Consider the following 19025-nt stretch of genomic DNA (forward strand, 5'->3'; position numbering starts at 1 on the left):
GCCATGGCATCTCGTGATCCGGTGGCCGACCTGCGGCGCATCGCGTTCCTGCTGGAACGCGCGAACGAGGCGACCTATCGGGTGCGCGCGTTCCGCTCGGCCGCCACGACGATCGCCGCCCTGCCGGTGACCGAGCTGGCCGAGCGCGCCGCGGCCGGCACGCTGAGCGAGCTCTCCGGCGTCGGCGACGTCACGGCCCGCTGCGTCGCCGAGTCGCTCGCCGGTGAGGAGCCGGTCTACCTGCGCCGGCTCGAGTCCACCGAGGGCTCCGACCTGATGGGTGCGGCCCTGAAGCTGCGCGAGGCCCTGCGGGGCGATTGCCACGCCCACTCGGACTGGTCGGACGGCGGCTCACCGATCGAGGAGATGGCGCTGGCCGCGGTCGAACTGGGCCACGAATACCTGGTGCTCACCGACCACTCGCCCCGCCTCACCGTGGCCCGCGGGCTGACCCCGGCCCGGTTGCGCCGCCAGCTCGACTACGTGGCCAAGCTGAACGACGCGCTGCCCGACGGCTTCCGCATCCTCACCGGCATCGAGGTCGACATTCTCGACGACGGCTCCCTCGATCAGGAGGACGCGCTGCTGGCCCGGCTCGACGTGGTCGTCGGCTCGGTGCACAGCAAGTTGCGCGACGAGTCGCCGCGGATGACCAAGCGGATGGTGAAGGCGCTGTCCAATCCCCACCTGGACATCCTGGGCCACATGACCGGCCGGAAGGTGTCGGCGGCGGGGGAAGGCGACCGCGCCCACCGCGGCGGCCGCACCCGGCCCCCGAGCACGTTCGACCTCGACCGGGTGATCGCCGCGGCTCTCGAGCACGGCAAGGCCATCGAGATCAACTCGCGGCCCGACCGGCTGGACCCGCCGAAACGGATGCTGACCGTCGCGGTCGAGGCGGGCTGCCTGTTCAGCATCGACACCGACGCGCACGCTCCCGGCCAGCTCGACTGGCTGCGGTTCGGCTGCGAGCGGGCCGCGCTCTGCGGTGTGCCGGTCGAGCAGGTGGTCAACACCTGGCCGATGGATCGCCTGCTGAAGTGGACCGCCGGGCACGTGTGAAAACCCGTAGGGTCGGCGCGTGGGACGAATTGATGACCTAGCCGAGAACTACGTCGACGAGTGGGCCCGGCTCAGCCCGATCGGCGCCACCTACGTCGGCATCGCCGGGCACGACAACCGGACCGACGACCTCTCGCCCGAAGGCTTCGCCGCCCAGACCGAGCTGACCCGGCGCACCCTCATCCAGCTCGACCTGATCGAGCCCGAGCACGAGACCGAGGCGGTCGCCAAGGACGCGATGATGGAGCGGCTCGGCCTCGAGCTGGCCACCGACGAGGCCGGCTTCTCGCGGAGCGCGGTCAGCGTCATCACGAGCGGGCTGCACGCCTTGCGCGGCGTCTTCGACGTGATGCCGACCGAGGGCGAGGAGGCGGTCGCCAACATCGCGGCGCGGCTCACCGACCTGCCGCACGCGCTCGACCAATACCGCCGCACCCTGCTCGAGGAGGCGGACGCGGGCCGCATCAGCGCCCGCGCGCAGTTGCTGGCGGTCGCCGAGCAGTGCGACGCCTGGACCGATCCCGACCGCGACGACTTCTATCGCGGCTTGGCCGGGCGGGTCGACGCGAGCGGCGCGCTCGCGGCCGAGCTGAACCGCGGCGCCGAGGCGGCCACCGCGGCCACCGCTGATTTCGCCGAGTTCCTGCGGCGTGACCTGGCGCCCCGCGGCCGCGAGAAGGAGGCCGCCGGCCTCGAGCGCTACGAGCTCGCGTCGCAGTATTTCCTCGGGGCCAAGGTCGACCTGCAGGAGACGTACGAGTGGGGCTTCGCCGAGCTCTTCCGGATCGAGCAGGAGATGCGGGCGACGTCGGCCGCGATCGCCGGCTCGGGCGCGACGATCGACGAGGCGGTCGCCGCGCTCGACGCCGACCCGGCGCGCAGCATTCCAGGCAAGGAGGCTTTCCGCGACTGGATGCAGGCGCTGGCCGACAAGGCGATCTCCGAGCTGAACGGCACCCACTTCGACATCGAGCCGCCCGCGCGCCGCATCGAGTGCTGCCTGACGCCGACCAGTGACGGCGGCATCTACTACACCGGCCCGAGTGAGGACTTCAGCCGGCCCGGTCGCATGTGGTGGGCGGTGCCCGAGGGGGTCACCGAGTTCTCCACCTGGCGCGAGGTCACCACGGTCTATCACGAGGGGGTGCCGGGCCATCACCTGCAGATCAGCCAGGCGCTGCTGCGGGCCGACACGCTCAACCGCTGGCAGCGGCTGCTGTGCTGGTGTTCGGGGCACGGCGAAGGCTGGGCCCTCTACGCCGAGCGGCTGATGGACGAGCTGGGTTACCTCGGCGACCCGGGCGACCGGCTCGGCATGCTCGACGCGCAGGCGCTGCGGGCCACCCGGGTGATCGTCGACATCGGCATGCACCTCGAGCTCGAGATCCCGCGGGACAACCCGTTCGGTTTCCACCCGGGCGAACGCTGGACGCCGGAGCTCGGCTGGGAGTTCTTGCGTGCGCACACTCGCATGGAGGAGAAGACGCTGCGCTTCGAGTGGAAGCGTTACCTCGGCTGGCCGGGACAGGCGCCGTCGTACAAGATCGGCGAGCGGATCTGGCTGCAGGCTCGCGAGGAGACCCGCCGTCGCAAGGGCGCAGATTTCGATTTGAAGACATTCCATCGGGACGCGTTAAATCTTGGTTCCGTCGGTCTTGATCCCCTGCGCAAGGCACTCGCCCGCATCTGACCCGTTTCGGGCTTTTCCCCGGTTCGCGCCGGGGAAAAGCCCGCTTCCCCGTGAGCGGTCCAGCACTTTCCGGCATTTCCTTGCTGTGAGCGATCAGTCCACTACGGACTGTTTAATTGATTCGGGTCTTATCAGATATCCTTTATGGATCTTGTGACTTTTCGTCCGGCGTCCGTGCAGTTACCATCGCCGCGGTAACTTTTCCGTCTTCCGGAACCGGCGTGGGCTGGGATTCTGGCCCCGGTAACGGAACTGAACGCTCGTTACAACGAGGACAACGGCACCCTGTATCCCCCGATCAGCCGAGAGAGTTCCGTCCCTTGGAAAGGGGTTTACTGAGGTTTTCTCGGATAGATTGGCCCGGATCCGTGCGCCTCACGGCTACGGAAAGTAGCCGCAATAACGGCTCATCGCGTGTTGCATGGCGGAGGACGAAAGCAATGAACAGCCGGCGAACCCGTTTAGGCTCCGCACTCGCGGTGATTTTGACGGTTTTGGTGCTTGTGCCGACCGCGGTCCTGTTCGGTCGAGTTTGGACCGACAATTCTGACAAGCGCGGCAGCACCGAGATGGAGAAGAAGGGTGTGGAGTACATCACCGCACTCACCCCGCTGGTCAACGCGCTCGCGGAATCGCAGTCCACGGGCATCCAGGGCGTCAGCAAGCCCCCGCCGACCCTGGCCCCCGCGGTGGCCCAGGTGTCCGCCGTGGACGCCAAACTCGGCGCCGAGCTGCGGACCCAGGACCGCTGGGCCGACCTGAAGAGCAAGATCAGCAAGCTGCCGAAGGTCACCGGCTCGGTCAACATCCTCAACGCCCACGTCGAGGTGACCGACCTGACCCTGGCCCTCTACGCCGCCGTCCGGCGCAACGCCGAGCTCAACCGCGACCCCGACGGCGACATCTCGAACCTCCAGCAGGCCGTGGCGATCGACATGCCGACCACGGTCGTACGGGTGAACCGGATGGGCGACTACGCCAACCTGCTGCAGGGCCTGCCCGCCGCCAGCCGCGGCCAGGTGCAGGCGCAGTTCGGCCACGAGGTCATCGCCGTGCAGGACTCGGTCAAGCAGCTCACCGAGAACCTGCAGGCCGCGGTGGACGACACCAAGAGCCAGACGCTGAGCGGCAGCCTGGTCAACTCGCTCGACTCGTTCCGTCGCGGCGTCGAATCGATGAGCCGTGGCGCCAACCCGGGTGGCACCCCGAACGCCGCCACCATGTCCACCGCCCAGTCCACCCTGCAGACGGCGCTCAACAGCCTCTCCGGCACCACGCTGAAGGAGACCGACCGTCTGCTCGACGACCGCCTCTCCTCGCTGAACTACCGGCGCACCGAGGCGGTCATCATGGGCGCGCTCGCCCTGCTGCTGGTGCTGGGCGCCCTGCTCTGGCCGTCCTTCAACCGCCGCCGTGAGACCGAGGCGAGTCCCGAGCGCCCGGTCGGCGAATCCACCCGCGACGTCGCGATGAGCAACCGCTCGGGTAGCCCCTACGGCAGCCCGAACCCGTACGACCAGGCGCCGGGCTACGGCGACCACGACCAGACACGGCGGGAGCGGTCCGGTGCTATTCGGTAAGTTCCGCATCCTGGGCAAGCTCGCCCTGCTCGTCCTCGTACCCCTTCTCGGCGTCGTGGCGCTGAGCGTGCCGGTCATCGTCAACCGTGTCTCGGCCGCCACGGACGCACAGAACACCTCGGACACCGTGGCTCTGGCCACCCGGGTCGGCACGGCCGTGCAGGAGCTCCAGGAGGAACGCCTGCTCTCGGTCGGCTACCTCTTCCAGCTCGTCGACCGCTCCGACCTGGTCGTGCAGAGCGCCGCCGCCCGCGACGCCGTGGCCCGCGTGGACGACGGCGGCGAGACTGTCTCGCGGGATCTGGCTCGGGCCCTGCGCAACCTCACCAAGCTCGACAACACCCGGCTCAACGTGCTGAACGGCGCGATCCTGCCGAACGCGATCGTCGACGAGTTCACCAAGCTCATCACGCCGGTCATCAACGGACTCGCGCTGTCGACGAACGCCGACCTCAAGACCGGTGTCGGCCGGCAGCTGTTCGCCCTCGAGCAGGCGCTGCGCAGTGACGACCTGATCAGCCAGGCCTCCGGCTACCTGGTCGCGGCCGTGAAGACCAACAACGCGGGCCTCATCGGGCTCTTCTCGCAGTCGCTGATCCAGCTCCAGCAGGTCATCGCGAACGCCGAGGCGTTCTTCACCGACAGCCAGTACAAGCTGTACCTGGGCGCGCAGGACGCGTTCTCGTCCCGCGTCGGCTCGCAGTTCCTCGCGATCGCGGCGACCGACCCGATCACCGCCATCCAGCAGCTCAAGATCGAGACACTGTTCCCGTCGCTGCAGTCGGTGCTCGTCCTCGGTGGCTTCGTCGAGAAGCGCGTCGCCGCGGACGTGGACGCGATCGTGACCAACAACCGCGATGCCGCCATCCGCGACGCGTTCCTCATCGGTGGCGGCTCGCTGGTCCTGCTGCTGCTCGTGGTTCTGCTGAGCCTCTTCATGGCCCGCGCCGTGGCCCGGCCGCTGCGCCGTCTCACCACCTCGGCCGACCGGATCGCCCGCGCCGCCGAGGCCGAGCTCGAAAGGGTGGCCGACGACGACGCCGAGTCGGTCCGCCCGATCCGCCTCGACCCGGTCGACGTCGAGGCCCAGGACGAGATCGGCGACCTGGCCCGCGCGTTCGACCGCGTGCAGACCACCGCCGTGCGGCTGGTGGAGCGGCAGGTGCTCGGCCGGCGCAACGTCGCCCAGATGTTCGCGCACGTCGGACGCCGCACCCAGAACCTGGTCGGCCGCCAGCTCGCGCTGATCGACAACCTGGAGCGCCGCGAGACCGACAGCGACCGCCTCTCCGAGCTCTACCGCCTCGACCACATGTCCAGCCGTCTGCGCCGGAACGCGTCCAGCCTCGTTGTGCTCTCCGGCGGCGCCGGCGCGAACGAGCACATGGCCCCGCTGGCCCTGCAGGACGTCGTGCGTCTCGCCCTCGGTGAGATCGAGGACTACACCCGTGTGGACGTCGACGTCCCCGAGGAGATCGTGGTCGTCCCGGCCGTCCTGGCCGACCTGACCCTGCTGCTCGCCGAGCTGATGGAGAACGCGACGTCGTTCTCGCCGCCGCAGACCCGCGTCGTGATCAGCGCGACCGAGCTGCGCGGAGGCGCCCGGCTCTCGATCGTCGACCAGGGCCTCGGCATGCCGCCCGAGCGGCTCGTCGAGGAGAACGCCCGGCTCACCCGCCGCGAGCGTCTCGACCTCGCCCCCAGTGAGGTGCTCGGCCTGTTCGTGGTCGGCCGGCTCGCCCGCCGGCACGGCATCGAGGTCACCCTGACCGAGACTCACGGCGGCGGCATCACGGCGTGGATCGACCTGAACCCGTCGCACCTGATCGCCCGGGTCACGAGCACCACCGCGCCGCAGGCTCCGCCGTTCCCGCCGGTGGTCACGCCGAACGTGCCGCCGAGCTACCACACCGCCGAGTTCGCGCAGGTCATCGCGGGATCCGCGGCGCGGGCCTCGGTGCCGGGCAGCCAGCAGCCGTTCGACGCCAACGTGCTCCACCGGGCGACCCAGACCCTCGAGACCGGACGGTCGTGGAACGCGTTCGCCCCGGCCCGGGCCGGCGCTCCGGTGGTCGAGACCCCGGCCGACCCGTACGCCGGGCAGCCCGTCTACGAGGCCGAGACGGTCTACACCCCGGGGCCGGCCTACCAGCAGCCGGTCGCCTACCAGCAGCCGGTCGCCTACCAGCAGCCGGTCGCCTATCAGGAACCGGTCGCCTATCAGCAGCCGATGGTCGCGTCCGACTACGACCTGAACGCTCCGGTCGCGGGCCGCGTCCCGGCGGCGATGCCGGAGCTGCCGGCCGCCGGTCCGAGCGCGTGGCACCAGCAGCAGCCGACGCCGCCGCAGGCCACGTGGACGCAGCCCGCCGTCGAGGCGGCACCGGTCGTACCGGCCATTCCGCAGCAGCGTACGAACGACGACGATTACCGGTACGCTCCCCAGGCGTACCAGCAGCCGTCGATGCCCGAGCAGCGTCCCGCGGAGGTGCCCCAGCCGCAATACCAGCAGCCGCAGGCCCAGCCTCAGCAGCCGCAGGCCGAGCCCACCGGCCCGTTGCGTCGTCGTATTCCGGGCAGCCAGCTTCCGGAAGAGGGCGGCCGCCCCGTGCCGAGCCGTCCGCCGTCGCAGAACGACGCGCTCGCCGCGCGGGCCGCGTTCGACGACTTCGAGGCCGGAGTCAACCGGGCGCAGTGGGACGCCGCCGAGACGCAGATGTCGTCACCGCCGTCGGCCGGGCACTCGCCCCTCGCCCGCCGGGTGCCGGGCGCCACGCTGCCGATGGACGAGCCGAACTATCCGCCACCGGCCTCGCCGAGCCTGCCGCTGAACCCGGACGAAGCCCGAGCCCTGATGGAACAGTTCGAGTACGGAGTCGCACTCGCGCTGAACGAAACTAAGCCACAACCCGAGGGACAACCGCGATGACTTCCCCCTACAGCACCGACACCGGTAACGGCCGCGACTATGCCCAGTCACAACTGAGCGCCGAGGCCAAGACCTTCAACTGGCTGCTGGACTCCTTCACCTCCGGCACGGCCGGCGTGATCGAGGCCATCGCGGTGTCGTCCGACGGCCTGTTGATGGCGATGTCGGCGATCAAGGACCGGCCGAACGCGGAGCGCCTCGCCGCGGTTGTCTCGGGTCTGACGAGCCTCGCCGGCGGTGCCGCGAGCTGGTACAGGCTGGGCTCGCTCAACCGGGTCATCATCGACATGGCTGACGGGTACCTGCTGGTCACGGCGATCAGCGCGGGATCGGTGCTCGGGGTCATCGCGGACCGCTCGGCGAATCTCGGCACCCTGGCGTACGAGATGACGCTCTTCGCCACCCGCGCCGGTGGTGCCCTGAGCCCGCGCCTGATCGCCGAACTGAAGAACGCCGTTCAGCAATGACATATCCGGACCCCGACGACCCGGCACACCCGGCTCGGCCGAGTGTCCGGCCCTTCCTGCAGTCCGGCGCGCTCTCGGCCGGCGGCTACCGTCCCGCGCACCGCGACGACCAGCCACCGGCCGGCGAGCAGACCACTGCTCTGCGTCCGTTCGTCATCACGTCCGGGCGCACCGACGGTGCCGATCCCAACATCGGGATGGAGACCCAGGTAACCGTCAGCCCTTCCGCCGGTCCGGTCCGTCTCTCCCCCGAGATGCGAGCCATAGTGGGTCTCTGTGGCGAACCCGTCTCCGTGGCGGAGATCTCCGCCCGGTTGCGCCTGCATCTCGGCGTCACCCGCATCCTCGTCGGCGACCTGCGGGCCGCCGGGCAACTGGACGTGCACGTGCTGGACAACGAGACCCCCGACCCTGAGACCATCATGCGAGTGATCCGTGGACTTCGAGCAATCACCTGACCGCGTCGTCGGCACCGCCGCGATGGGAAGTGGCGGCCGTCCGAAGAAGGCGCCCGTACCGGTCAAAATCATCGTGGCCGGCGGCTTCGGGGTGGGTAAGACGACCACCGTCGGCGCCATCTCGGAGATCTCCCCGCTGACCACCGAGGCCGAGATGACCTCCGCGTCGGTGGGCATCGACGACCCGGGCCAGGCGACGATGAAGACGACGACGACCATCGCGATGGACTTCGGCGTACTCACGATCGACCAGACGCTGAAGCTCTACATCTTCGGCACGCCGGGGCAGTCGCGGTTCGCCTTCATGTGGGACGACCTGATCAAGGGTGCCCTCGGCGCGTTGGTCGTGGTGGACACGAACCGGATCGACGACTGCTATCCGGCGGTGGACTACTTCGAGCGTGCCGGGCTTCCGTTCGTGGTCGGCGTCAACACCTTCAACGGGCAAATGACCTACAGCCTGGACGAAGTACGCTGGGCACTCGCCGTTCGCGAAGACGTGCCGGTGCTCTCCTTCGATGCCCGTTTCCGTGGCTCGGTCAGGGATGCGCTGCTCGTCGTGCTCGACCAGGCCCTCGACAAGGCGATCCGCCAGAAGTCGTCGTAACCCTGACGACGGGTGTGCGGCGAGTCGCTGAGATCGAGGTTCCCAAATCGGCCTGCGAGCGGGCAGAGTGGTAACAGCGTGACCCGCTACGGAAGGACGATCAGGTGCGCGGCGGACTGGATGACGCTCTCGACAAGCTCGCGCGTCGCGACGAGCTGCGTCGGCGCGCCACGGGCGAGACACCGGGCACCCCTGCGGCCGTGACCGAGCTGGTCGAGGCGGTCGCCGCGGTCGTCGCCCGCCATCCCGAGCTGGGCGTGAGCGTGGGCGTCGAGGGCGCCGGCGATCCGCTCCTGCTGCACTTCTACCTCGCCGACGGCCAGGTGCAGGTAAACGCCGAGAGCGCGGCGGCACTGTCACCCGACGAGAGCCCCCGTCACGCCGATTTCGACATCGAGACCGACGACGGCTACCGCCAGGGGCCCGCCGACCAGCACTACTTCGCCGAGTCCGACACGGCCGAGCGGCGCTACGGCTCGTTCGACGCCCAGGAAGACCCGCGTTACCCGTCGCGCGACCCCGGCGAGACGTCCCGTGATCTCGGCGCCCGCCTGCGCGACCTCGGCATGGCCACCAACGGTCAGCCGGCCCCGCAGCCGCACCCGTTCGCGGCCACACCTCCGCCGCCGGTCCCGGTCCCCGCGGAAGATCCACACGGAGCGACCCGGCGCATCGATCCCGAGCAGCACCGCCCGGCCGCCGCCGAGCCCGATGCCCCGGCGCGCCCGGCACCCGAGCAGCGCGGCATGCCGACGCCGCTGCCCAAGCCGATCCCGCTGCAGGTCGAGCGGCCGGAAGAGACCGAGATCGCGGCCCGCCGCCTCGCGGCCCTGCTGCGCGACGACCCCTCACTGCTCGAGAACCCGCGGGGTTGACGCAGAGTAGTTTCACCGCAGTCGGAATTGCTCGACCGGTTTGGGCTGCTCTGGCCCATCTGAGATGTCTGGGTTAGCCCTTTCGGCCACATCCAGCCCTCAGCCCTTGAATTACTCTCCGTAACTGAAATAGCGTCCGAGCCGTTCCTCCTTACGGCGCGTGACTTTCGCGGGCCGGCCGCTCCCGCCCCCCGGAGAGTTCGATGTCGCTTCCCGAAGTCCATCTGGTCGCCGGCTCCGCCGCCGAGGCGGTGCGGCTCGCCCCGGTCGCCCTGGCCATGCGGGAGCAGCAACGACTCACCGCGGTCCCGCTGGCCACCGGCGCCGACCCTGACTCGGTCGGCCGCACCTTCGCCGCGTTCGGGCTCACCCCGCAGATCACCCTGCCCTCCGGAACCGGCCAGAACGAGACGATGAGCCGTTTCGACGAGCTGTGGGCGGCCCGCACCCCGGCCGCGGTGATCGTTCGGGACGGGCTCGCCCCGGCGCTCGCGGCGTTCTGGCGGCGCGTCCCGGTGCTGACCATCGACGCCGGACGACGCTCGGGCGAGCTGGGCTCGGCCACCGTCCACGAGGCCCAGTGCCGCCTGCTCGCCCAGGTCACCACCGTGCACCTGGCGGCCACCCCGCTCGCCGCGATGAACCTGCTGGACGAGCGCGTGATCGCGGGCGACACGCTGCTGACCGGCGGCACCGCCCAGGACGCGGCCGAGTTCCTCGCCCCGGCGACCAACGCCGGCCGGCACCGTGTGTACGGGACGGTGGTGCTGGGCGTGGGCGTCGAGCGGGCCCAGGCGATCGGCCCCGCGGTGCGCTATCTCGCCGGACGTCACCGGCACCTCGAAGTCGTACGGGCCGCCGACGTCGCGCCCGGCTTGGAGTTCGCCACGTTGCTCGCGCAGGCCTACGTCATGATCACCGACGACGAGGACCTGGTCGAGGAGTCGCTGGCCGCCGGCTGCCCGGTGCTGATGATCGGACCCGCCTCGCGCCACTCGGAGACCCTGCACGTCGGGAGCACAAGGCTGGTCGACCCCGACCCGGCGACGATCGCGAGCGAGGTGGCCCGGCTGTTCGAGAGCCGCGTACGCCGTGACGCGATGGCGGCCGGCGGCAACCCCTACGGTGACGGCCTCGCCGCGTACCGCGTTGCCCAGGCGGCCGCGGCACTGCTCGGTCACGGTCAGTTCCCCGACCCGATGCCCGCCCACTCGACGGCGGGCGCGGTCCGATGAAGGAGAGTCCGATGGATGTCGTGGGGTTCTGGTCCCGCTCGTGGATCAGCGACGACCGGGTCGCCGTACGGCACCTGCTCGCGCCCGACGCCGAGGTCGAATGGAACCTCGACGCCCCGGTCGACGACGAGGAGCTGACTCAGACGCTGCACCGGATCGCGGTCTTCGCCGACGAGGTCACCGTGGTCGGGCTGACCCGGGCCGACGACGGCGCGGCGCTGATCTACGACCTGCGCGCGCCGTTCGGCACGACCCGGATGGTGGAGTTCCTGACCGTGGCCGGCGGCCGCATCACCGAGGTGCGGCAGGTCTACGACGTCACCGCCACCGACCGATTCTTCCCCGGCCTCTACGAGAATTAGCTCACCGGCAGCGCGCGGTCGAGCAGGGCGAAGAGGTTCACCCAGTGCCGCTGCTCGGCCTCCCGGTTGTACGGGGCGGTGTCCGACATGGTGAAGCCGTGCGCCGCACCGGTGTAGACCTCGGACGTGTAGGTCACCCCGGCCTCGTCCAGGGCCGCCTCGAGCACCCTGATCTGGTCGGCGTTCATCGACGGGTCGTGGTCGGCGTGCGCGAAGTAGGCCTCGCCGGTGATCGCGCCGACCCGCAGGTGCGGGCTGTCCGGGTCGTCGGTGGCGAGGCGGCCGGCGTGGAAGGTCGCGACGGCGGTGATCCGGTCGGGGTGCGCCTCGATCGCCCGCAGCGCGTTCGTGCCGCCCATGCAGTAGCCGACAACCAGCACCGGCCGGTCGGCCACACCTTCCTGGGCGGCGAGGAAGTCGAGGTAGCTGCCCGAGTCCGCGGCGATGCGGTCGGCGGTCAGCCCTCGGATCAGCGGCCCCAGCCGGGCGAACACGGCGTCGCGCTTCTGGTCGTCGGTCAGCTCGTCGGGCTGCACGAGCGGCGACGGACCCCCGCGGTAGAGCAGGTTCACGGCCAGCACGGCATAGCCACGATCAGCGATGCGGGTGGCCATCTCGGCGATCCGTGGCCGCAGCCCGAAGGCGTCGGCGAAGAGAAGAACGCCGGGGTACGGGCCGGGGCCGTCGGGCTTCACGAGGTAGGCGTCGGCGGTGCCGTCCGCGGTCGGGATCTGCACGGTCGTCAGCATGGTGCCCTCCGGGAATCCTGTCGATCATCGCGACGGTAGCACCAAGCGGGGATGCATCCCCGGTCTCGTCGTACCCTGTCCCTCATGGCAGATCGACTGCGCGCCGACGCGCAGCGTAACCGGGCCGCGCTTCTCGCCGCGGCCCGCGAGGTCTTCGGCGAGCACGGCCTCGACGCCTCGCTCGACGAGATCGCGCGGCGGGCCCGGGTCGGCAACGCGACGCTCTACCGGCGGTTCCCGACCCGGCGGGACCTGATCGCCGAGGTCTTCGTGGGTCAGATGACAGGATATGTCGAGCTGGCCGAACGCGCGCTGGCCGAACGCGACCCGTGGGCCGCCTTCGTGACCTATCTGACCCGGCTGTTCGAAATCCAGGCGACCGACCGGGGCCTGTCCGAACTGCTGGTCACCAGCGGGTTCGACGAGGACGAGCGGCTCGCCGGGCTGCTGGCCACGGCGCAGCGAGGCGCCACCGAGGTGATCGAGCGGGCTCAGGCGGCCGGCCGGCTGCGCCCCGACTTCACCCGCAAGGACATCAGTCTGCTGATGCGCGCGAACGCCGGCGTGCTGCGCAGCTCGGCCGACCCGGACGCGTGGCGCCGTCAGCTCAGTCTCGTGCTGGACGGTCTCGGCGCGCGCTAGGACTCGAAGCCGCGGCCGGCCTCGGCCAGCGCTTCGGAGACGAGGTCCCACAGGTTCGTGCCGGGTGGCTTGTCGAGCCAGATGTGCAGCGCGACCCGCAGGGAGGCGAGAAAGGCCGCCGACGTCATCCGCACCCGTACGCCGGAAGGGTCGTCACCGGTGCGGGCCGCGATCTCGGTGGACAGGTCGCGCTCGAGCGCCGCGAAGGTCTGCACCTGGGCCGCGACCAGAGCGGGCTGAGCGCGCACGAGACGGCTCTGCGCGATCCACTGCGGGTCGAGGTCGCCGAGCTTGAGATAGAACTGCTCGGCCGCCGCGGTGAGCGCCGCCCAGGGAGTCTCGGCCGCCGGCCGTGCCCGCACCTGCTCGATCAACAGGTGGATGCGCTGGTAGTCCCCGTAGAGCAGGGCCTCTTCCTTGCTGCCGAAATAGTTCGAGAACGTACGCCGGGAGACGCCCGCCTCGTCGGCGACGGCCTCGACGGTGACCCGGTCGAAGCCGTGCTCGATGGCCAGGCGCATCGCGGCCGCGTGCAGGGCCTGCCTGGTCGCGGCCTTCTTGCGCTCGCGTAGTCCGGGCTCGGCAGCGGTGCTCATGACGTGAGGGTACCGGCCTGTGACTTCGTTCTCAAAGCGCAAACTTGCGCAATAGGCAAGCTTTTTAGATAGTTGCATGAAGCAACCGGTTCGCGCTTCAGCGCTTCACCCACGACTGTCACGGAGGCTGCGCGATGAGCGCCCCGACCACCACGAGCGTCCGACCGGGCGCCATGTCCCACCGCCAGATCATGGAGGCGCTCTCCGGCCTCCTGCTGGTGCTCTTCGTAGCGATGGCCAGCTCGACCATCGTCTCGACGGCCCTGCCCAGGATCATCGGCGCGCTCGACGGCACCCAGACGCAGTACACCTGGGTGGTCACCGCCACGCTGCTGACCGCCACCGCCTCGACCCCCATCTGGGGCAAGCTGGCCGATCTCTACAGCAAGAAGCTGCTGGTCCAGGTCGCGATCGTGGTCTTCGTCCTCGGCTCGATCGTGGCCGGTTTCGCCCAGACGGCCGGGCAGCTCATCGCCGCCCGCGCGTTCCAGGGCCTCGGCATGGGCGGCGTGCAGGCGCTGGTCCAGGTCGCGATCGCCGCGATGATCCCGCCGCGCGAGCGCGGCCGTTACAACGGCTATCTGGGCGGCGTGATGGCCCTGGCCACGGTCGGCGGCCCGCTGCTCGGCGGCCTGATCGTCGACACCGACTGGCTCGGCTGGCGCTGGTGCTTCTTCATCGGCGCGCCGATCGCCGTGATCGCCCTCTTCGTGCTCCAGAAGACCCTGAACCTCGAGGTCATCCGGCGGGCCAACGTGAAGATCGACTACTTGGGCGCCGGGCTCATCGCGGCCGGGGTCAGCGTCCTGTTGGTCTGGGTCTCGTTCGTCGACAACTCGTTCGGCTGGATCTCGTGGCCGACCCTCGCGATGGTCGGCGCCGGCGTGGTGCTGCTCGCCCTGGCCATCCGGGTCGAGTCGAAGGTCGCCGAGCCGGTCGTCCCGCTCGACATCGTGAAGAAGCGCAACACCGCACTGGCGATCATCGCGAGTCTGGCCGTGGGCATGGCGATGTTCGGCGGCGCGGTCTTCCTCGGTCAGTATTTCCAGATCGGCCGCGGTTACAGCCCCACCCAGGCGGGCCTGCTGACGATCCCGATGATGGCCGGCATCCTGGTCTCGTCGACGGTCACCGGCCGCATGATCACCAAGAGCGGCAAGCTCAAGCCGTACCTCCTGACCGGCACGATTGCCCTGGTCATCGGCTTTGCCGGGCTCTCGATGCTCGACCATGAGACCCCGCTCTGGTACGTCGGGGTGGCTATGGGCCTGGTCGGTGTGGGCGTCGGCATGTCGATGCAGAACCTGGTGCTGTCGGTGCAGAACACGGTGGCGCTCAAGGACATCGGCGCGGCCAGCTCGACGGTCGCGTTCTTCCGCTCGCTGGGCGGCACGATCGGCGTCTCGGTCCTCGGCGCGGTGCTCGCCCACCGGGTCTCCGACCAGATCACCCACGACCTGACCGCCGCGGGCGTCCCGGCCGGCAGCACGAGCGGCGGCAGCACGCTGAACCTGGCGGCGCTGCCCGACGCGATCCAGCACATCGTGCGGGCCGCCTACGGCGACGCGACCGGCCACATCTTCCTGATCAGCGCGGCGATCGCGGTCGTCGGCGTGATCGCGGCCGCCCTGATGCGCCCGGCCGAGCTCCGCTCGACGGTCGACACCGACACCCCGGGGGACCCCGCGACCCGCTCCCCGGCCTCCCTCCCCGACACCCCCTCTGCCTCCGGCGATCCGGCCAAGATCCCCACTCCCCTGATCCGCTGATCATTTCCGGCCGTCCCCCGAGGGCGGCGCTCGCTGCGGCGGGCGCCGCCCTTTCATTTCTGATGGGCGAGATTGCTCACGCTTGTGAACATGGGATCAACGGCTCACTCAGAGCTAGCCTTCGGAAGCGGAGCGCTGATCCTGCGGTTTCCCTCAACACACGGGGAAGCTGACGAATAGCGTGCCCATGAGCGGAAAGGGGGTCGGCCAGGTGGACCCAGAGCCGGAGGCGGTGGACGCCCAGGGACTGCACGCCGCCCTCCTCGCGATGGAAGACGAGATCCACTGGGACCCGGCCACCATGCTCGCGCGCGCGGAACGTTATGAGCGCGTGGCTCGCCATCTCGGCGACGAGACGCTGGTCGCTCGCGCGCGGCTCAGCCAGGCCAACATGCGCATGCGCGCCGGTGAAGTGGCCGACGCCGCCCAGCTCATCTGGCAGATCCATCAGTGGGCCGTCGACCATGACGTCCGCCAGCTCACCGCCCGCACCCATCTGGTCTGGTCCGCGATCCACCGCCACCTCGGCGACGCGGCGCAGAGCCTCGAGCACGCCGTGCGCAGCGTCGAGCTGCTCGACGACTCCGCCACTGATCACATGCGCATCTGGCACCTGGCCAAGCTGGCCGACGCGTTGGCCTTCGCCGGCTCGCTGCTCGCCGCCCGCGAGCGGTTCGACCAGGCCGAGCGGCTGACGGTCGAGCTCGACCGGCCCGACCTGCGGCTGTTCGTGCTCAACAACTACGCCTATTCGGAACACGCCGCCGGCAACTACGAGCTGGCCGAGCACACCGCCGCCCGGCTGCGCACGCTCGCCGCCACGCACGGCTTTGAGCTCGACTCCACCGTGCTTGACACGATCGGCGCGATCGAACTGGGCAACGGCCACTTCGCCGCGGCCGAGCGCACCATGCTGACGTGCATCGCGAAATACCGTTCGACCGCCCGTGACGACGCCGACGCTCTGCCCGAACACCTGCTCAACCTGGCTCGGGCGCAGCGCGGGCTGGGGGCGTACGAGAGGGCACAACACACTCTCGACGAATCGCGCCGCCTCTGTGCCGACCGCGACCTGGGCCATTTCCTCGTGCAGACCCACCAGGAGCAGGCCGAGCTCCACGCCGCCCGTGGTGAGTTCGCCGAGGCGTACGAGGCTCACAAGATGTTCTTCGAGGCTCACCAGGCGCTGCGGTCGCGGCAGCAGGAGGCGCAGGCCCGCACCCGGCAGGCGCTCTTCGAGACCGCCGAGGCCCGGCAGGAGGCTGAGCGCTTCCGCGAGCAGGCCCGGCGCGACCCGCTGACCGGCCTGCGCAACCGCCGCTTCATCGACGAGCAGCTCCCGCGCCTGATCGGGGCTGACCCCGACCTGACCGTCGCCCTGGTCGACCTCGACCACTTCAAGCAGATCAACGACCAGCTCTCGCACGACGTCGGTGACCAGGTGCTCGTGCAGGTCGCGAAGCTGCTCGAGACCGAGCTGGCCGCCGTGTCGCCCGAGGGCTTCGTCGCCCGCATGGGTGGCGAGGAGTTCCTGCTCGTCGTGCCCGGCTGTCCGCCGTCGAAGGCCTGCGGCAAGATCGATGGCATCCGGCGTGCGGTCGCGGCCTACGACTGGGCCGGCATCACGCGCGGCTTGCGAGTCTCCGTCAGCATCGGCGTGGCCGGGGTCGGCGAGGCCGAGACGCTCTCGCAGCCGAGCCTGCTGTCCACAGCCGACCGCCACCTCTACGCCGCGAAGCACGGCGGCCGCGACCGGGTGGTATGCGGAGCCCCCAATCCGGATAGGACCCGCACCTACCGCGATCGCGCCTCGGCCGCCTGAGCTGCGCGTTCTCGCCCCAGCGACGGGCGTGATTTTGATCGCCCTCGACCGTTACTCTTTACCGCACTGACGGACTGTCGGCCCGGTGCGGGTCGGGCGAGGAGGCGGATGTGAGCGACACCCCCGAGGTCGCGCCTCCGGGCGTCAACATCAACGTTCCCCACTCCGCCCGCATCTACGACTACTGGCTGGGCGGCAAGGACAACTTCGCCGTCGACCGCGCGGTCGGCGAAGCCATGATCAAGGCGATTCCCGGCATGCGCTACATGGCCGGCGAGAACCGCAAGTTCGTCCACCGGGTCGCCCGTGACCTGGTGAAGAAGGAAGGCGTCCGGCAGTTCCTCGACGTCGGCACCGGCATTCCGACCCGGCCCAACCTGCACGAGATCGCCCAGCGGCACGCGCGCGAGGCCCGCGTCGTCTATGTGGACAACGACCCGATCGTGCTGGTCCACGCACGCGCCCTGATGATCAGCACCGACGAGGGCCGCAGTGAGTACATCTCGGCCGACCTGCGCGATCCCGAGTCGATCCTCGCCGACAAGGTGCTGAACGAAACCCTCGACTTCTCGGAGCCGATCGGTCTCACGCTGATCGCCATCCTCATGCTGATCGCCGACGAGGACGACCCCTGGTCCACGGTCGACGTCCTGCGCGACAAAATGCCCTCGGGCAGCCTGCTGGCGATCACCCACCCGACGGCCGATTTCGCTCCCGACGAGGTGAACGAAGCCGTGGCCGCCGCCACCGGTGCGGGCATGACCCTGGTCGCGCGCACCGAGTCGCAGGTCCGCCGCTTCTTCGGCGACTGGGAACTGCTGGAGCCGGGCCTGGTGCCGGTCTCGAGCTGGCGCCCCGACGAGCCGGTCGACAACCCGAAGGCTGCGTACTACTGGTCGGGCGTGGCGCGCAAGCCCTGAGGGCTCAACCGGCCGGGCCGACCGGCACGGGGGAACCGGACGACCCGGCCGGAGCCGGACAACGCCTGCACGCTCGTGTGAGGCGTCGTGAAATTTTCATCAACTGAGGTTTAGACGACCTCGCGTTCGGGAATTTGCCGTCCGGCAAGCAAACTTTGCGCGGCCGCCGCCGGGCGCCACATCGCGGCGACGGTCCGTAACCGTGGCTCGCCCGCGACCGTCCGCCGCGGGCGATGCGTCACCGAGTCCGTTCTCTTCACGGAAAGTGATCAACGCTGACGCCCCGTCATCTCCGGAGTCGAGTGTGCTCGGTCGTCAATCGCCGGCATCAGACTCTTCCTCCTCGGTGGACTGCGGACGGTCCGCCGGGCGGGCGGGCGGCCGGGTCAATGCGTACCGAACCCCGCCGAATCGGTGTGATACCACGGCGGCGCGAGTTGTCGCGGCACTGACGTCGTCGGTGAGCGGCTCGTCGCGGTAGAGCGGCGCGGGATTCCCCCGACGCGGTTCGCCCGTATCGGAGTCGCCCTGGTCGAAGTGCTCGGGACCGATGTTCGGAACGGCCATCTCGTTACCTCTCGCTAGGACGCCCCCGCCAGGGAGCCTTGCGTCGAGGGCCGCAGACGCCGTTTCCGCGACCGATCAGTCACACAAAGATGTCACCCTAAGTGACACCCGCAAAATGCGTACGTGCGTTATCATGCTCACAATCCCGTGAGTACGCAAGGCCAAATGCACGTGCATTTGCACAAGGTGTGAGGCGACGATTGCACACAGGAGAGCATCTGACTCCGGACGATCGCCGGCCGGAGCAAATCAAGGGAGCTTCAACATGACGTACGCGGTCAACGGCATCCCCGCCGGCCAGTTGGAAGGTGTCACCTGGCAGAAGAGCCGGCGCAGCAACCCCAGCGGCAACTGCGTCGAGACTGCCCTCCTCCCCAACGGCGAGGTGGCCATGCGCAACTCCCGCGACCCCGAGGGTCCGGCGCTCATCTACACCCGGGCCGAGATCGAGGCGTTCCTCGGCGGCGTCCGCGACGGCGACTTCGACAACCTGCTCGCCTGAGCCGGCGTACCCCGAAAGCCTGAATCTCCTCCGGCGAGGGTTCGCCTCGGATGGCATCGGACAATCACGATCCGGTACGGCACGAGTCGGCGAACACCGAGCCGGCCCGCACCGAACCGGCACAGTTGGAAAGGCGCTGGCCTCTGGCCGGCCGCTTCGGGCGTGACGCGCCCATCTCCGCGTCGCGGCCGAC

At 69.8% G+C, this 19025-nt stretch carries 18 protein-coding genes; 15 read left to right on the forward strand and 3 right to left on the reverse strand.

Annotated features, from left to right (window positions below; all coding sequences use genetic code 11):
• The first annotated feature begins 3 nt into the window (after positions 1 to 3).
• The 10 genes from EER30_RS05625 (at position 4) to EER30_RS05670 (ending at position 11265) form a co-directional block, all read left to right on the forward strand.
• Positions 4 to 1062 carry a PHP domain-containing protein gene (locus EER30_RS05625; protein WP_127498832.1) on the forward strand — a complete coding sequence of 353 codons (1059 nt, stop codon included), beginning with the start codon at positions 4 to 6 and terminating at the stop codon, positions 1060 to 1062.
• A gap of 19 nt (positions 1063 to 1081) precedes the next feature.
• Complete coding sequence (locus tag EER30_RS05630; protein WP_127498834.1) at positions 1082 to 2752, forward strand: DUF885 domain-containing protein; 1671 nt, start codon at positions 1082 to 1084, stop codon at positions 2750 to 2752.
• A gap of 497 nt (positions 2753 to 3249) precedes the next feature.
• Positions 3250 to 4332, forward strand: a complete 1083-nt coding sequence (locus EER30_RS05635) for a hypothetical protein (protein ID WP_240669771.1) — start codon at positions 3250 to 3252, stop codon at positions 4330 to 4332.
• Positions 4319 to 7261 (forward strand): nitrate- and nitrite sensing domain-containing protein, encoded by a 2943-nt coding sequence (locus tag EER30_RS05640; protein ID WP_127498836.1) that lies wholly within the window; start codon positions 4319 to 4321, stop codon positions 7259 to 7261. The genes EER30_RS05635 and EER30_RS05640 overlap by 14 nt, the downstream gene beginning before the upstream one ends.
• A complete protein-coding gene (locus EER30_RS05645; protein WP_127498838.1) occupies positions 7258 to 7728 on the forward strand; it encodes a roadblock/LC7 domain-containing protein in 471 nt (156 codons plus the stop codon). Before EER30_RS05640 ends, EER30_RS05645 begins: the two co-directional genes overlap by 4 nt.
• The gene (locus EER30_RS05650; protein WP_127498840.1) at positions 7725 to 8186 is read left to right on the forward strand and encodes a DUF742 domain-containing protein; all 462 of its coding nucleotides are present in this window, start codon (positions 7725 to 7727) and stop codon (positions 8184 to 8186) included. The genes EER30_RS05645 and EER30_RS05650 overlap by 4 nt, the downstream gene beginning before the upstream one ends.
• Positions 8164 to 8793 carry a GTP-binding protein gene (locus EER30_RS05655; RefSeq protein WP_240669773.1) on the forward strand — a complete coding sequence of 210 codons (630 nt, stop codon included), beginning with the start codon at positions 8164 to 8166 and terminating at the stop codon, positions 8791 to 8793. Before EER30_RS05650 ends, EER30_RS05655 begins: the two co-directional genes overlap by 23 nt.
• A 104-nt stretch (positions 8794 to 8897) precedes the next feature.
• Positions 8898 to 9668: a hypothetical protein gene (locus EER30_RS05660; RefSeq protein ID WP_127498842.1), complete on the forward strand. Its 771-nt coding sequence runs from the start codon at positions 8898 to 8900 to the stop codon at positions 9666 to 9668.
• Positions 9669 to 9871: 203 nt separating this feature from the next.
• The gene (locus EER30_RS05665; protein ID WP_127498844.1) at positions 9872 to 10903 is read left to right on the forward strand and encodes a UDP-N-acetylglucosamine 2-epimerase; all 1032 of its coding nucleotides are present in this window, start codon (positions 9872 to 9874) and stop codon (positions 10901 to 10903) included.
• Positions 10904 to 10914: 11 nt separating this feature from the next.
• A complete protein-coding gene (locus EER30_RS05670; protein WP_127498846.1) occupies positions 10915 to 11265 on the forward strand; it encodes a hypothetical protein in 351 nt (116 codons plus the stop codon).
• On the opposite strand, the gene EER30_RS05675 is transcribed toward EER30_RS05670, so the two are convergent.
• The gene (locus tag EER30_RS05675; RefSeq protein ID WP_127498848.1) at positions 11262 to 12014 is read right to left on the reverse strand and encodes a dienelactone hydrolase family protein; all 753 of its coding nucleotides are present in this window, start codon (positions 12012 to 12014) and stop codon (positions 11262 to 11264) included. The two genes, EER30_RS05670 and EER30_RS05675, sit on opposite strands and share 4 nt — an antisense overlap.
• 84 nt (positions 12015 to 12098) lie before the next feature.
• Here EER30_RS05675 and EER30_RS05680 point away from each other — a divergent pair, with 84 nt between their 5' ends.
• On the forward strand, positions 12099 to 12656 hold the full coding sequence (locus EER30_RS05680) for a TetR/AcrR family transcriptional regulator (RefSeq protein ID WP_127498850.1): 558 nt from the start codon (positions 12099 to 12101) through the stop codon (positions 12654 to 12656).
• Here EER30_RS05680 and EER30_RS05685 read toward each other — a convergent pair.
• Positions 12653 to 13252 carry a TetR family transcriptional regulator gene (locus EER30_RS05685; protein WP_127498851.1) on the reverse strand — a complete coding sequence of 200 codons (600 nt, stop codon included), beginning with the start codon at positions 13250 to 13252 and terminating at the stop codon, positions 12653 to 12655. The two genes, EER30_RS05680 and EER30_RS05685, sit on opposite strands and share 4 nt — an antisense overlap.
• 134 nt (positions 13253 to 13386) lie before the next feature.
• Between EER30_RS05685 and EER30_RS05690 the strand changes: the two genes are divergently transcribed.
• The 3 genes from EER30_RS05690 to EER30_RS05700 all read left to right on the forward strand — a co-directional run bounded on the left by EER30_RS05690 (position 13387) and on the right by EER30_RS05700 (position 17763).
• Entirely contained in the window at positions 13387 to 15021 is a 1635-nt protein-coding gene (locus EER30_RS05690; RefSeq protein ID WP_127498853.1) for an MDR family MFS transporter, read from the forward strand.
• Between the two features lie 187 nt (positions 15022 to 15208).
• A complete protein-coding gene (locus EER30_RS05695; protein ID WP_240669775.1) occupies positions 15209 to 16843 on the forward strand; it encodes a tetratricopeptide repeat-containing diguanylate cyclase in 1635 nt (544 codons plus the stop codon).
• A 110-nt stretch (positions 16844 to 16953) separates the two neighbouring features.
• Positions 16954 to 17763, forward strand: coding sequence for an SAM-dependent methyltransferase (locus EER30_RS05700; protein ID WP_127498854.1), 810 nt, complete (start codon positions 16954 to 16956; stop codon positions 17761 to 17763).
• Positions 17764 to 18078: 315 nt separating this feature from the next.
• Here EER30_RS05700 and EER30_RS05705 read toward each other — a convergent pair whose 3' ends face one another.
• Positions 18079 to 18330, reverse strand: coding sequence for a hypothetical protein (locus tag EER30_RS05705; RefSeq protein WP_127498856.1), 252 nt, complete (start codon positions 18328 to 18330; stop codon positions 18079 to 18081).
• Between the two features lie 265 nt (positions 18331 to 18595).
• Here EER30_RS05705 and EER30_RS05710 point away from each other — a divergent pair, with 265 nt between their 5' ends.
• The gene (locus EER30_RS05710) at positions 18596 to 18832 is read left to right on the forward strand and encodes a DUF397 domain-containing protein (protein WP_127498858.1); all 237 of its coding nucleotides are present in this window, start codon (positions 18596 to 18598) and stop codon (positions 18830 to 18832) included.
• Positions 18833 to 19025 lie beyond the last annotated feature (193 nt).

The sequence above is a fragment of the Actinoplanes solisilvae genome (genome assembly GCF_003999975.1).
Taxonomy (GTDB): Bacteria; Actinomycetota; Actinomycetes; order Mycobacteriales; family Micromonosporaceae; genus Actinoplanes; species Actinoplanes solisilvae.

Excerpts from the sequence above, each read along its gene's own strand:
- EER30_RS05625 (WP_127498832.1), top strand. The coding sequence starts at position 4 with ATGGCATCTCGTGATCCGGTGGCCGACCTGCGGCGCATCGCGTTCCTG.
- EER30_RS05645 (WP_127498838.1), top strand. The coding sequence starts at position 7,258 with ATGACTTCCCCCTACAGCACCGACACCGGTAACGGCCGCGACTATGCC.
- EER30_RS05650 (WP_127498840.1), top strand. The coding sequence starts at position 7,725 with ATGACATATCCGGACCCCGACGACCCGGCACACCCGGCTCGGCCGAGT.
- EER30_RS05665 (WP_127498844.1), top strand. The coding sequence starts at position 9,872 with ATGTCGCTTCCCGAAGTCCATCTGGTCGCCGGCTCCGCCGCCGAGGCG.
- EER30_RS05670 (WP_127498846.1), top strand. The coding sequence starts at position 10,915 with ATGGATGTCGTGGGGTTCTGGTCCCGCTCGTGGATCAGCGACGACCGG.
- EER30_RS05675 (WP_127498848.1), bottom strand. The coding sequence starts at position 12,014 with ATGCTGACGACCGTGCAGATCCCGACCGCGGACGGCACCGCCGACGCC.
- EER30_RS05680 (WP_127498850.1), top strand. The coding sequence starts at position 12,099 with ATGGCAGATCGACTGCGCGCCGACGCGCAGCGTAACCGGGCCGCGCTT.
- EER30_RS05685 (WP_127498851.1), bottom strand. The coding sequence starts at position 13,252 with ATGAGCACCGCTGCCGAGCCCGGACTACGCGAGCGCAAGAAGGCCGCG.
- EER30_RS05690 (WP_127498853.1), top strand. The coding sequence starts at position 13,387 with ATGAGCGCCCCGACCACCACGAGCGTCCGACCGGGCGCCATGTCCCAC.
- EER30_RS05695 (WP_240669775.1), top strand. The coding sequence starts at position 15,209 with ATGAGCGGAAAGGGGGTCGGCCAGGTGGACCCAGAGCCGGAGGCGGTG.
- EER30_RS05705 (WP_127498856.1), bottom strand. The coding sequence starts at position 18,330 with ATGGCCGTTCCGAACATCGGTCCCGAGCACTTCGACCAGGGCGACTCC.
- EER30_RS05710 (WP_127498858.1), top strand. The coding sequence starts at position 18,596 with ATGACGTACGCGGTCAACGGCATCCCCGCCGGCCAGTTGGAAGGTGTC.